The organism is Kutzneria viridogrisea DSM 43870 (genome assembly GCF_000525635.1).
Lineage (GTDB): Bacteria > Actinomycetota > Actinomycetes > Mycobacteriales > Pseudonocardiaceae > Kutzneria > Kutzneria viridogrisea.
Genome location: NZ_CP007155.1, coordinates 8,572,430 through 8,585,344, shown reverse-complemented (window position 1 = coordinate 8,585,344; position 12,915 = coordinate 8,572,430). Strand labels below are relative to the sequence as shown.

Genomic DNA, 12,915 nt, shown 5'->3' with positions numbered 1-12,915 from the left:
CCCGAGGTCGCCAACTCACCCATTAGACTGTTCACGACGCCAGACGAAGGAGAAGCGCGTGGCTGAGATGTCCGTCCAGCTGGTCGCCGTGGAACGGCGCCTGTGGTCCGGCACCGCCTCGCTGGTGGTCGCCCAGACGACCGAGGGCGAGATCGGCATCATGGCCGGTCACGAGCCTGTGCTCGGTCAGCTCGTCGAAGGCGGCGTAGTAAAGATCGTTACCACCGACGGCGAGACGGTGATCGCCGCGGTGCACGGGGGCTTCCTCTCGGTCACCGGCGACGGGGTGAGCGTGCTCGCCGAGTCCGCCGAACTGGCCGACGAGATCGACGTGGCCGCGGCCCGTGCCGAACTCGACAAGGGCGACGAGGACGAGCGGGCAAGAGCAGCCGCCCGACTCCGCGCCGCAGGCCAGACGGTCTGATCTTCAGCTGAGGGGCAGCGCGGCCGTGGACGTGACTTGGATCGTGGGGGTGGTCCTGGTCGCCACGGCCGCCGTCGTAGCGATGCTGGCCTGGCGCAGGCTCAGGCTGCTGCGCGCCGGTGGCGTGCACGTGGCCCTGCGCGGGCGGCGCGACGACAGCGGCCGGGGCTGGCAGCTGGGCGTCGGCCGCTACCGGGGCGACGAGTTCGTCTGGTACCGGGTGCTGAGCCTGCGCTCCGGCCCCGACCAGGTCATCCGGCGCGAGGGCCTGGAGATCGACGAGCGCCGCGAGCCCACCGGCCCGGAGAGCTACTCCATGCCGCTGGGCTCGATGGTCATCAGCTGCCACGGCCCCGAGGGCATCGTGGAGATCGCCATGGGCGTGGACGCCATGACCGGCTTCCTGTCCTGGCTGGAGTCCTCCCCTCCGGGCAGTTCCATTCCCTGGGCTTCCTGAACCTTCTGCGGTTTGCTCATTTTCGGGACTGATCGTCCCGGATACGCAACGATGATCCCCAGTTGTGCGTCAGGTCTTCGGATGAGCGCACTTCGCCGAGACTGTGGGGGTTGTCGGTGCCCAATCGAGTCCTGCTCCGCTGTGCCGTGTTCGTGCTGGCGGGGGGTGTGCTCGTCGCGTGCAGTGAGGCCAAACCAGACCAGTCGGTTCCGGAACTGGCCCAGCGCGGCAAGGCCGTCACCACCGCCAAGCCCGTCCGCCAGGACCTGGCCAACAAGGTGAGCCTGACCGGCAAGGTCGCGCTCGACCCGGTCTTCGGGCTGGTCGCCCCGGTGGACGGGCAGATCCGCTACCTGGACGTGAAGCAGCCGGAGTCCACGCCGACCACGGCCACGCGGGTGGCCAACATCTGGGCCTCGGGCGTGCCGCACCCGGTGGAGGTGCCCGCGGGCGCCACGTTCGCGGGCAGGTTGGTCGAGGACAGGTCCACCGTCACCGCGGGCATGCCGATCGCCTCCGCCAAGCGGGCCGGCTACGGGGTCGTCGCCGAACTGGACGGGGCGCAGGCGTACCGGATCTCCAGCGCCACGGCCTCGGTGCAGGCCCAGATCAAGGACGGCCCCGGGCCGTTCCCGTGCGCGGCGCTGGGCACGATCGCCGCCCTGCCCGGCGGCACGATGCCCGAGCCGCCCGCCCCGCCGCAGGCCCCGGCCCCGCCGACCACCCCAGGCCGCGCGCCGATCACGCTGCCGCCGCCAGCCGGGTCCAAGGCGCCCACGGCCAAGCCGTCCGAGCCCACGGGCCTGCGCCTGGTGTGCACGGCCCCCGAGGACGTGAAGCTGATCAACGGGGCGGCCGTCTCCCTGGAGGTCGTCACCGAGAGGGCGCAGAACGCGCTGGTGGTGCCGGTGGAGGCCGTCGCGGGCACGCAGGGCAAGGGCAAGGTGGACGTGGTCGCCGCCGACGGCCACCGGGAGACCCGCGAGGTCGTGCTCGGGCTGACCGACGGCAAGGTGGTGGAGGTCAAGTCGGGGCTGACCGGGGAGGAGACCCTGGGCGTGCCAGGGCCGAACCTGCCCGCCGCCCCGCAGAACGGCCAGCCGGGCGGTCCCACCGCGGTGGGTGGCCGGTGACCGCGCTGCTCCAGCTCAGCGGCATCACCAAGACCCTGACCGGTCAGGACGAGCCGCGCACGATCCTCGCGGGCGTGGACCTGACCGTCCACAGCGGACAGAGTGTGGCGATACTCGGCCGGTCCGGCTCGGGCAAGTCCACCCTGCTCAGCCTGATCGGGCTGTTCGACCGCCCGGACGGGGGCACCTACCTGCTCGGCGACCGGGACATCACCCGGCTGCCCGAGCGCAAGGCCGCCGCCCTGCGCAGCGCCGAGTTCGGCTTCGTGTTCCAGCGGTTCTTCCTGCTCAAGCACCTGACCGCCATGCAGAACGTGGCCATGGCCCTGGTCAACGGGCAGGGCTGGGCCTCGCGCAGGCAGCGCAAGGCCCGCGTGCTCGCGGCCCTGGACCGGGTCGGCATCGCGCACCTGGCCAAGCACAAGCCCGCGCGGCTGTCCGGCGGTGAGCAGCAGCGGGTGGCCATCGCCCGCGCGCTGGTCCGCGAGCCGCGCATCCTGCTCGCCGACGAACCCACCGGCGCACTGGACGCGGAGACCGGCAACCTGGTCGTCGAGGTGCTGCGCTCGGCCACCGACCAGGGGTGCGGGCTGATCCTGGTCACCCACGACCAGGACCACGCCGCCAAGATGGGCCGCGTGCTGCGGCTGCGGGACGGGGTGCTCGCGTGATCGGCATGTCCGGGCAGCTGCGCTCCGCCCTGATCATCGGCGTGCAGGGCATCCGCGCCCGCAAGCTGCGCACCTTCCTGTCCATGGTGAGCCTGTTCCTTGGCGTGCTCGCGATCGTGGTCGTGCAGGCCGGGTCGCAGGTCGCCGAGCGGGCGATGCTCGCCGACGTGGAGCTGAACTCGGGCAAGGACGGCACAGCGCAGCTCTTCGTGCCCAGCAACCCGAAGGTTCCTCAGGTACTGGCCGAGACCCTGACCGGGCGGTCCGACGCGGTGGCCATGCGCAGCACCTCCGCGACCATCGGTGAACCGGGGGTGCGGGCGCTCAACCCCGGGGCCAGCCCGTTCGAGGGGCCGGGCGCCGGGGGCTACGGCTATCCGATGACCTGCGACTCCCAGGGCAACTGCACCAGCGGCGAGGACCAGTCCGTGCCCAAGGGCGTGGCGATCGAGGTGCGGCTGACCTCGTTGACCGGGGACGTGCGGCAGTTCCGGCCGTACCGGCAGGAGTCCGGCCGGTGGCTGGACTTCGACTCGGCGCCCTCGCTGGCGCCCCGCATCGTGCTGAACAAGCAGGCGGCGGTCGGTTTCCAGCGCTACCGGGTGCCCGCCCAGATGCGGATCGCCGGCGCGACCGCCGACCCGACCCCGCAGATCATCGGGGTGGTGGACGACGGGGGCTACGGGGCCGCCGCCTACGTGCGCCAGGACGAGCTGAGCAACTGGGTGCCCAGCACGACCGCCACGGCCGGCGCACCCGATCCGCGCTTCGGCGGCGGCACGAGCGTGTTGCTGTCGGGGGCCGGTACCGATGTGGAGCGAGTGCTCAAGTCCAGGCTGGCGGCCAACGGGGTCGACCCGAGCCAGTTGCGCACCGAGCTCGTGCAGTCCAGGGCGCGCGCGGCCAGCACCCTGAACCTGATGCGCTGGATCTTCCTGGGCATGGCCGCACTGGTGCTGCTCATCGGCGTGGCGGCCATCCTCAACGTCGGGCTGGCCACCGTTGGCGAGCGGGTCGAGGAGTTCGCGCTGCGCAGAGCCGTGGGCACCTCCCGGCTGCTGCTCGCGGGCATCGTGCTCGCCGAGACCCTGCTGACCGGCCTGTTCACCGCGGGCGCCGCCATCGGGGTCGGCGCGCTCGCGTTCAAGATCGCCGTGCCCCTGCTGGGCAGTGGGCGCATGGCCTTCCTGCGCGACCTGTCCTTCCCCTGGCAGGCAGCCGTCGCCGGGATCATCGCCGGCCTGGTCGCGGGTGTGCTCGGCGGCAGCATCCCCGCCCTGCGGGCCGCCCGCATCCCGATCGCCACGGTGATGCGGGCGTGACGGCGCGGGGAACCGCACCCGTGAGTGCGGTTCCCCTGGCCGTCAGCCGTTGGCGCCCGGGCGCCAGAGCACGTCGCCGTCCGGGTTGGCCACCCGCGCCAGGATGAACAGCAGGTCGGACAGCCGGTTGAGGTACTTCGCGGCCAGCAGGTTGGTCTGCTCGGCCTCCACCTCGATCAGCGCCCACGCGCTGCGCTCGGCGCGCCGGGACACGGTGCGGGCCTGGTGCAGCAGCGCGGCGCCGGGCGTGCCGCCGTTGAGGATGAACGAGCTGAGCTTGGCCAGCCGGCCGTTGAACTCGTCGCACCAGCCCTCGAGCCGGTCGATGTAGGGCTGGGTGATCCGCAGCGGCGGGTACTTCGGATCGGGCACGACCGGGGCGCACAGGTCCGCGCCCACGTCGAACAGGTCGTTCTGCACCTGCCGCAGCACCTCGGTCAGCTCCTCGGTGAGGCCGCCGAGTGCCAGTGCCACGCCGATGCTCGCGTTGGTCTCGTCCACGTCGGCGTAGGCGGCCAACCGGGGCGAGGTCTTGGGCACCCGGTTGCCGTCACCGAGCGCGGTGGTGCCGTCGTCGCCGACACGGGTGTAGATGCGGGTCAGATGCACGGACATGCTGCCGACCCTAGCCCGTACCGACTTTCGCGTGGTGATCGAACGCATGTTCACATTGGCGTTCCCATGCCGACGAGCACGCGGGGCCGCTCGGCCGGTAGGACCGTGGCCTCACTTCTTCACCGGGTTCGAGCCGGCCTGCTTGACGATCCCGTCCCCCTCGGCGACGGAGTCCCACAGGCCGCGGTCGACCCTGATCTTCTTTGTCTCGCTGGTGGACAACCGCACCGTGAGGTAGCGGTACATGTTTGAGCCGTCGGTCATACCGCGCGACTTGTCGAGGACTACGCCTTCCCACGCCTCGTCCGGGGCGGGCTGTCGTGATGTGAACATGTCGCCAGTCTGCGAGACCACCACGACCGCACAACTCGACCAGGCGGGTAGACCTCCATCCACCACCTGGTTGATGCCCGTGTCCAACGGCCGTGCCACCCCTTGTGGGGCCTGAGTCGGGCAGCGGTCAGCGGAAGTCGCGGAGCAGGGTCCGAGTCGGTGGCTGGCCGTAGGTGTGGCGGTAGTAGTGGGCGAAGCGGCCGGGGTGGAAGAAGCCCCAGCGGGCGGCGATCTCGGTGACCGTGGCCCCGGTGGTGGGGTCGGTGACCAGCAGTTCTTGGTGGGCGTGGTGCAGGCGGACCTGGCGGAGGTAGCCCATCGGGGTGGTGCCGCGGTGGCGGCGGAAGGCGTATTGCAGCGTGCGGATGGTGACGTGCACGGCGGCGGCGATGTCGGAGACGCTGATGTCGCGGTGGGCGTGGTTGTCGATGAACGCCATGGCGCGCCGCAGAGTGGCGGGGTGGGCGTCGTGGCGGTCCTCGATGGTGGGGTCAAGCAGCGCGGTGTTGGGGAAGGTGGCCAGCACCGTGGCCGCCAGCAGTTGGGGTGCGGTGGAGGTGATCAACGGCGCGTCCCGGAATGCCGGGGCGGGGATGACGTGGTCGCGCAGGAAGGTGATGGTGCGCAGCAGGTGCTGGCCGGCGCCCGGGGAGACCGGCCGGTAGCCGGTCAACCGCACCGGGGTGTCCGTGCGGCCGGGTGCGGTCGTGGCCACCTGGGACAGCAACGCGGGATCCAGCAGGGTGAGGCTGAACCGGGCACGGCGTTCGCAGCCGGAGTAGGGCCGGTCGGGCTGAGCGGCCAGGAACACCTCGCCCACGCCGTGGCTGTCCTGCACGCCCCCGGTCTCCACGTGCGGGAAGGAACCGGACTCCACCCCGAACAGGGCGATGCGGCCCAGCGGTTCGACGGCGTAGTCCGCCTCGAAACTGTAGTCGAGCCGATCCAGGCTGATCGGCCCCAACGGATTCCGCTTGGTCCGAAAGTAGTTCTGATCTTGGGAGCGGGTCGTGAACCGTATCGACGCGTAGGTCTCGGCGATGAATTCCTGGATCTCGTCCAGGTTGTGGCTTTCGAAGTCTGGTCCCATGGTGTCCCCGCCGCCAGTGTGGCTGTCAGCTTGCCCAGGTCAGCAGGGAGATCGTGGCTTCGGGGGCACACTACGCGGTTGGGGGCAGGTCCGGGACAGGTTGCTCCGCCCGGACGATGTGGGACCCCGGCGTGCGCAGCAGCCCGAGCTGGCGAGTGGGCCCCTCGTCGAGGTCCACGCGCGACCCCGCATCGACATGGGCGCGCGGTCCTCAGGTTCGTCGGCGCGCCCCTGGTGGCGAGGCCCCGCCGCGGCAGCGCAACCGAACTCCAGTGCGAGACGTCAACTCCTGCATCCGTACGATGCGAAGGGCCGCCGTCATCACAGCGTCACGAGGAGAAGAACTGTTGAGCGAGCACTTCCGGGTCGAGGGCGGTGCACGGCTCGCCGGTGAGGTAGAGGTCGCCGGGGCCAAGAACAGCGTGCTGAAGCTGATGGCCGCAGCCCTGCTCGCCGAGGGAACCACCACGCTCACGAACTGCCCGGAGATCCTCGACGTGCCGCTGATGGCCGAGGTGCTGCGGAGTCTGGGCTGCCAGGCACACGTCGACGGCACCACCGTGGTCATCACCACCCCCGCCGAGCTCAGCCACGAGGCCGTCTCGCCAGCGGTGGGCAAGCTGCGCGCCTCGGTGTGCGTGCTGGGGCCGCTGGTGGGCCGCTGCAAGCGGGCGGTCGTCGCGCTGCCCGGCGGTGACGCGATCGGCTCCCGGCCGCTGGACATGCACCAGAGCGGGCTGCGCCAGCTGGGCGCGACCAGTTCCATCGAGCACGGCTGCGTGGTCGCCGAGGCCGAGGACCTGCACGGGGCGCAGATCTGGCTGGACTTCCCGAGCATGGGCGCCACCGAGAACATCCTGATGGCCGCGGTGCTGGCCAACGGCACGACGGTGATCGACAACGCGGCACGCGAGCCGGAGATCGTGGACCTGTGCCGGATGCTGGCGCAGATGGGCGCCAAGATCGAGGGCGCGGGCACCTCCACGCTGACCGTGCACGGGGTGCCCAGCCTGCAACCCACCGAGCACCGGGTCATCGGTGACCGGATCGTGGGCGCGACCTGGGGCTTCGCCGCCGCCGTGACCGGGGGCGACATCACCGTGCGCGGGGTGGACCCGCACCACCTGGACCTGGTCCTGGAGAAGCTGCGCATGGCCGGTGCCGAGGTCACGGTGCTGGAGGACGGCTTCCGCGTGGCGATGGCGGGCCGTCCCGGCGCGGTGGACTTCGTGACCCTGCCCTACCCCGGCTTCGCCACCGACCTACAGCCCTTCGCCATCGCGATGGCCACCGTGGCCGAGGGCACCTCCATGATCACCGAGAACCTGTTCGAGTCCCGGTTCCGGTTCGTGGAGGAGATGGTCCGGCTCGGGGCCGACGCCCGCACCGACGGCCACCACGCCGTCATCCGGGGCGTGGCCAAGCTGTCCAGTGCCCCGGTGTGGGCCTCCGACATCCGCGCCGGGGTCGGCCTGGTGCTGGCCGGTCTGTGCGCCGAGGGCGTCACCGAGGTGTGGGACGTGTTCCACATCGACCGCGGCTACCCCCAGTTCGTGGAGAACATGCAGCGGCTGGGCGCCAACGTGCAGCGCGTGGCCGCACCACCTGAGCGCTGACCTGCACCGATTCATGTCGCGTGCCGCCCTGCGAGCGGCACGCGACATGAATCGGTCACGCACTGCGTGTGAGCAATTGCACGGCCTAGAATCAGGTTACTGCCCAGTACGCTGTCGGCACACGACGCAGTGACCGGAGGTGGGCCGTGCCTTACCCGAGCGACCGAGAACGGGATCGTCCCTGGGTGATGCGGACCTACGCGGGTCATTCCTCGGCCGCGGCGTCCAACGCGCTGTACCGCCGCAACCTCGCCAAGGGGCAGACCGGCCTGTCGGTGGCCTTCGACCTGCCGACGCAGACCGGCTACGACTCCGACCACGAGCTGGCCCGCGGTGAGGTCGGCAAGGTGGGCGTGCCGATCGCGCACATCGGGGACATGCGCCAGCTGTTCGACCAGATCCCGCTGGCCACGGCGAACACCTCGATGACCATCAACGCGACGGCCATGTGGCTGCTGTCGCTCTACGTGAGCGTGGCCCGTGAGCAGGGCGCCGACCCCGGCACGCTGGCGGGCACCACGCAGAACGACATCATCAAGGAGTACCTGTCGCGGGGCACCTACGTGTTCCCGCCGGGGCCGAGCCTGCGGCTGATCACCGACATGGTGGCCTGGACCGTGGCCAACGTGCCCAAGTGGAACCCGATCAACGTCTGCTCGTACCACCTCCAGGAGGCGGGCGCCTCACCGGTGCAGGAGATCGCCTACGCCATGTGCACGGCGATCGCGGTGCTGGACTCGGTGCGCGACTCCGGCCAGGTGCCGCAGGAGCGCATGGGCGAGGTCGTCGCGCGCATCTCGTTCTTCGTGAACGCGGGCGTGCGCTTCGTCGAGGAGATGTGCAAGATGCGGGCCTTCGCGCAGCTCTGGGACGAGGTCACCCGTGACCGCTACGGGGTCGCCGACCCCAAGCAGCGGCGTTTCCGCTACGGGGTGCAGGTCAACTCCCTGGGGCTGACCGAGGCGCAGCCGGAGAACAACGTGCAGCGCATCGTGCTGGAGATGCTCGCGGTGTCGCTGTCGCGCAACGCCCGTGCCCGCGCGATCCAGTTGCCCGCGTGGAACGAGGCGCTGGGCCTGCCACGCCCGTGGGACCAGCAGTGGGCGCTGCGCATGCAGCAGGTGCTCGCCTACGAGACGGACCTGCTGGAGTACGAGGACATCTTCGACGGCTCAACGGTGATCGAGGCCAAGGTCGAGGAGATCCTGGCCGGTGCGCGCGAGGAGATCGACCGCGTGCAGGGCATGGGCGGGGCGGTGGCCGCGGTCGAGAGCGGCTACATGAAGTCCGCGCTGGTCAGCTCGCTGGCCGAGCGCAGGCGTCGGCTGGAGGCCGGTGAGGACGTCATCGTGGGCGTCAACAAGTTCGACACCACCGAGCCATCCCCGTTGCAGGCCGAGGGTGCCTCCTCGATCGAGACGATCGACCCCGCGGTGGAGAAGCAGGCCGTGGACGCCGTGCAGAACTGGCGTGCCGGCAGGGATTCCGCCGCGGTGGACGCCGCGCTGATCAGGCTGCGCGACGACGCCAAGTCCGGCGAGAACCTGATGGAGGCCAGCATCGCCTGCGCCCAGGTGGGCGTCACCACCGGCGAGTGGTCGGCGGCCCTGCGCGAGGCGTTCGGCGAATACCGTGCTCCCACAGGGGTTTCCGCCGCGTCGGCCGCGGGCGAGGCCGGTGAGGCGATCGCCGCCGTGCGCGAACGCGTGCAGCAGACCGGCCGTGACCTCGGTGAGCGGCTGCGCATGCTGGTGGGCAAGCCCGGGCTGGACGGGCACTCCAACGGGGCCGAGCAGGTGGCCGTGCGGGCCCGCGACGTCGGCTTCGAGGTGATCTACCAGGGCATCCGGCTGACCCCCGCGCAGATCGTGGCCGCCGCCGTGCAGGAGGACGTGCACGTGGTGGGCCTGTCCATCCTGTCGGGCTCGCACCTGGAGGTCGTGCCCGCCGTGGTCGAGGGCCTGCGCGCGGCCGGTGCGGGGGACATCCCGGTGATCGTCGGCGGCATCATCCCGCCGGAGGACGCCGCGGTGCTGGTCGAGCGCGGCATCGCCAGGGTGTTCACGCCCAAGGACTACGAGCTGACCCAGATCATGGACGAGATCGTGAACGTCGTGCGCGAGGCCCACGAGCTGTAGCCGCCGGTGCCAGGAAAGTGCCGTTCGCGGCATCCAGTGCCGCGAACGGCACTTTCCTGGCACTCAGGTGGGCGGGTTCTCGGGGTAGTGGCAGGCGGTTTGGTGGCCGGGGGCCAGTTCGAGGAGTGGGGGCTCGACGGTCCGGCACTTGTCCTGGGCCTTCCAGCACCGGGTGTGGAACCGGCAGGCGGGCGGCGGGTTGAGCGGGCTGGGCACGTCCCCGGTGAGCCGGATGCGCTCGCGGCCCTCCCGGCGCCGCGGGTCGGGGATCGGCACGGCGGACAGCAGCGCCACCGTGTAGGGGTGCATGGGCCGCTCGTACAGGGCGGTGCGCTCGGCCAGTTCCACGATCTTGCCCAGGTACATCACGGCGACCCGGTCGGACATGTGCCGCACCACGGACAGGTCGTGCGCGATCATCACGTAGGTCAGGCCCAGCTCGTTCTGGAGGTCCTCCAACAGGTTGACGACCTGGGCCTGGATGGACACGTCCAGCGCGGACACCGGCTCGTCGGCCACGATCAGCTTCGGTTTGAGGGCCAGGGTGCGCGCGATGCCGATGCGCTGGCGCTGCCCGCCGGAGAACTCGTGCGGGTACCGGTTGTAGTGCTCGGGGTTGAGCCCGACCAGTTCCAGCAGGTCCTGCACGGCCCGCTTGGTGCCCTGCGGGGTCTGCACCTTCTGCAACCGGTACGGGGCGCCCACGATGGTGCCCACGGTGTGCCGGGGGTTCAGCGAGCTGTACGGGTCCTGGAAGATCATCTGGATGTCCCTGCGCAGCGGGCGCAGCGCGGCCGTGGACAGGTGCGTGATGTCGCGGCCCTCGAACTCGATGCGCCCCGCGCTGGGCGCCAGCAGCCGGGTCAGCAGCCGACCGGTGGTGGTCTTGCCGCAGCCGGATTCGCCGACCAGCGCGAGGGTTTCCCCGCTGTTGACCGTGAAGTCCAGGCCGTCCACCGCCTTGACCGCACCGGTCCTGCGCTGGAGCAGGCCGCGGCGGACGGGGAAGTGCTTCTCCAGCCCCGAAACCGTCAGTAGCTCGTCCACAGTGCTCACTCCAGCTCGTTCACAGGTTGGGCTCGATCTCGGTGTGCCACACCCGGTGGCGCTGCTCCTGGCTGAGGTGGCAGGCCACCTGGTGGCCGCCGCCCACCTCGCGCAGCTGCGGCACCTCGTAGCCGCACGCGCCACCGACCAGCTCGGCGTAGGCGCACCGGGGGTGGAACGCGCAGCCGCTGGGCACGTTGATCAGGCTCGGCGGGGTGCCCTTGATCGGCATCAGCCGGTCGGAGCGTTCCCGGTCCAGCCGGGGCATCGAGCCGAGCAGGCCCCAGGTGTAGGGGTGCTGCGGGTTGTCGAAGATCTCCGTGCTCGGCCCGTTCTCCACGCAGCGGCCCCCGTACATCACCAGGATGTCGTCGGCCAGCTCGGCGACCACGCCCAGGTCGTGGGTGATGATCACGACCGCCGAGCCGAACTCGCGTTGCAGGTCCCGGATCAGGTCCAGGATCTGCGCCTGCACCGTGACGTCCAGTGCGGTGGTCGGCTCGTCGGCGATGAGCAGCTCCGGGTCGCAGGACAGTGCCATGGCGATCATCGCGCGCTGCCGCATACCGCCGGAGAACTGGTGCGGGTAGTCGTCCACCCGCGAGTTGGGTTGCGGGATGCCGACCCGGTCGAGCATCTCGATGGCGTGCTTGCGGGCCACCGCCTTGGACACCCTGTGGTGGATCCGGTACGCCTCGACGATCTGCTGGCCCACGGTGTAGTACGGGTGCATGGCCGACAGCGGGTCCTGGAAGATCATCGCCATCTTCTTGCCGCGCAGCCCGCGCACGTGCTCCTCGTCGGCGCCGACCAGTTCCTCGCCGTCCAGCCAGATCTCCCCGCTGATCCGCGCCCGCTTGTGCAGTCCGAGCACGGCGAGGCTGGACACCGACTTGCCCGAGCCGGACTCGCCCACGATGCCGAGCGTCTTGCCGCGCTCCAGCCGGTAGGACAGGCCGTCCACGGACCTGACCAGCCCGTCGTCGGTGGGGAAGTGCACCCGCAGGTCACGGACGTCCAGGAAGGTCATGCCACACGCACCCTCGGGTCGATGACGGCGTAGAGCAGGTCCACAACCAGGTTGGCGAACACGATGAAGGCCGCGGCGACCAGCGTCACGCCGAGCACCTTGGGCAGGTCGTTGTTGACGATCGCGTCCACCGCGTACTTGCCCAGCCCCGGCAGCGAGAAGGTGCTCTCGGTGAGCACCGCCCCGCCGAGCAGCAGACCCAGGTCCAGGCCGAAGATCGTGACGATCGGGGTGAGCGCGGCGCGCAGCCCGTGCTTGACCACCACGGTCCGCTCCGGCAGGCCCTTGGCCCGCGCGGTGCGGATGTAGTCCTCGTTCATCGTCTCCAACATGCCCGCCCTGGTCAGCCGGGCGTAGCCCGCCGCGTACAGGAAGGCCAGCGTGATCCAGGGCAGGATCAGCGAGTACGCCCACTGCAACGGGTTCTCCGTGAACGGCACGTAGCTGCCGCCGGGCGGGGTGATGCCCAGCCCGTAGCTGAAGATCGACAGCGACAGCAGGCCGGTGAAGAAGATGGGCAGCGAGACCCCGGCCAGCGCCACGCTCATCGCGGCGCGGTCGAAAACGCTTCCCTTGCGCAGCGCGGAGAGCACGCCGGTGGCCACACCGAACAGCAGCCAGATCACGGCCCCACCCGCGGCCAGCGACAGGGTCACCGGCAGCCGGTCGAGCAGGTCGGGCAGCACCGGGTTCTGCGTGATGAAGGAGTAGCCGAAGCAGGGCGCCGGGCAGTGCACGGTGGTCGGGCCGGTGCTGTAGTCGGCACCGACGAACAGGCCCCCGACGAACCGCCCGTACTGCACCCACAGCGGGTCGGTGAAGCCCAGCTTCACCGCCATCTGGTGGATCTGCTCGGCCCCCGCGGTCTTGCCCACGTAGCGGGAGGCGAGGTCGTCCGCGGTCGCCCCACCCAGCCGGGGCACCAGGAAGAAGATCGTGAACGTGACGATGCTGACCACGAACAGCAGCAGCACCGCGCCGATCAGGCGTCGAACGATGTATGTGGCCACCGAGTTCGGCTGCGGTCACCGGCGGCGCG

At 70.6% G+C, this 12,915-nt stretch carries 13 protein-coding genes; 7 read left to right on the top strand and 6 right to left on the bottom strand.

Going from position 1 to position 12,915, the window contains the following annotated elements; genetic code table 11:
- Nucleotides 1-58: 58 nt before the first annotated feature.
- The 5 genes from KALB_RS37375 (at nt 59) to KALB_RS37355 (ending at nt 4,007) form a co-directional block, all read left to right on the top strand.
- A complete protein-coding gene (locus tag KALB_RS37375; RefSeq protein ID WP_025360794.1) occupies nt 59-424 on the top strand; it encodes a F0F1 ATP synthase subunit epsilon in 366 nt (121 codons plus the stop codon).
- A gap of 25 nt (nt 425-449) precedes the next feature.
- On the top strand, nt 450-881 hold the full coding sequence (locus KALB_RS37370) for a DUF2550 domain-containing protein (RefSeq protein WP_025360793.1): 432 nt from the start codon (nt 450-452) through the stop codon (nt 879-881).
- Between the two features lie 116 nt (nt 882-997).
- Nucleotides 998-2,014, top strand: coding sequence for a permuted SH3 domain-containing protein (locus tag KALB_RS37365; protein WP_052360514.1), 1,017 nt, complete (start codon nt 998-1,000; stop codon nt 2,012-2,014).
- Nucleotides 2,011-2,685 carry an ABC transporter ATP-binding protein gene (locus tag KALB_RS37360; RefSeq protein WP_025360791.1) on the top strand — a complete coding sequence of 225 codons (675 nt, stop codon included), beginning with the start codon at nt 2,011-2,013 and terminating at the stop codon, nt 2,683-2,685. The genes KALB_RS37365 and KALB_RS37360 overlap by 4 nt, the downstream gene beginning before the upstream one ends.
- 5 nt (nt 2,686-2,690) lie before the next feature.
- Nucleotides 2,691-4,007, top strand: a complete 1,317-nt coding sequence (locus tag KALB_RS37355) for an ABC transporter permease (protein ID WP_030111288.1) — start codon at nt 2,691-2,693, stop codon at nt 4,005-4,007.
- A 42-nt stretch (nt 4,008-4,049) separates the two neighbouring features.
- Here the strand turns inward: KALB_RS37355 and KALB_RS37350 are convergent, their stop codons facing one another.
- From KALB_RS37350 to KALB_RS37340, 3 genes are all read right to left on the bottom strand, one after another.
- Nucleotides 4,050-4,622, bottom strand: coding sequence for a cob(I)yrinic acid a,c-diamide adenosyltransferase (locus KALB_RS37350; RefSeq protein WP_025360789.1), 573 nt, complete (start codon nt 4,620-4,622; stop codon nt 4,050-4,052).
- Nucleotides 4,623-4,733: 111 nt separating this feature from the next.
- Nucleotides 4,734-5,042 carry a DUF7489 domain-containing protein gene (locus tag KALB_RS37345; RefSeq protein WP_201771862.1) on the bottom strand — a complete coding sequence of 103 codons (309 nt, stop codon included), beginning with the start codon at nt 5,040-5,042 and terminating at the stop codon, nt 4,734-4,736.
- A 40-nt stretch (nt 5,043-5,082) separates the two neighbouring features.
- The gene (locus KALB_RS37340) at nt 5,083-6,045 is read right to left on the bottom strand and encodes a helix-turn-helix transcriptional regulator (protein ID WP_025360787.1); all 963 of its coding nucleotides are present in this window, start codon (nt 6,043-6,045) and stop codon (nt 5,083-5,085) included.
- Between the two features lie 347 nt (nt 6,046-6,392).
- Between KALB_RS37340 and murA the strand changes: the two genes are divergently transcribed.
- Both murA and KALB_RS37330 read left to right on the top strand, forming a co-directional pair.
- A complete protein-coding gene (murA, locus tag KALB_RS37335) occupies nt 6,393-7,661 on the top strand; it encodes a UDP-N-acetylglucosamine 1-carboxyvinyltransferase (protein WP_025360786.1) in 1,269 nt (422 codons plus the stop codon).
- A gap of 146 nt (nt 7,662-7,807) precedes the next feature.
- Nucleotides 7,808-9,799 carry a protein meaA gene (locus KALB_RS37330; RefSeq protein ID WP_025360785.1) on the top strand — a complete coding sequence of 664 codons (1,992 nt, stop codon included), beginning with the start codon at nt 7,808-7,810 and terminating at the stop codon, nt 9,797-9,799.
- A gap of 63 nt (nt 9,800-9,862) precedes the next feature.
- Here KALB_RS37330 and KALB_RS37325 read toward each other — a convergent pair whose 3' ends face one another.
- The 3 genes from KALB_RS37325 to KALB_RS37315 are packed head-to-tail and all read right to left on the bottom strand — an operon-like array spanning nt 9,863 to nt 12,886.
- Nucleotides 9,863-10,855 carry an ABC transporter ATP-binding protein gene (locus KALB_RS37325; RefSeq protein ID WP_025360784.1) on the bottom strand — a complete coding sequence of 331 codons (993 nt, stop codon included), beginning with the start codon at nt 10,853-10,855 and terminating at the stop codon, nt 9,863-9,865.
- A 10-nt stretch (nt 10,856-10,865) separates the two neighbouring features.
- Entirely contained in the window at nt 10,866-11,876 is a 1,011-nt protein-coding gene (locus KALB_RS37320) for an ABC transporter ATP-binding protein (protein WP_025360783.1), read from the bottom strand.
- Complete coding sequence (locus KALB_RS37315) at nt 11,873-12,886, bottom strand: ABC transporter permease (RefSeq protein ID WP_025360782.1); 1,014 nt, start codon at nt 12,884-12,886, stop codon at nt 11,873-11,875. Before KALB_RS37315 ends, KALB_RS37320 begins: the two co-directional genes overlap by 4 nt.
- Nucleotides 12,887-12,915 lie beyond the last annotated feature (29 nt).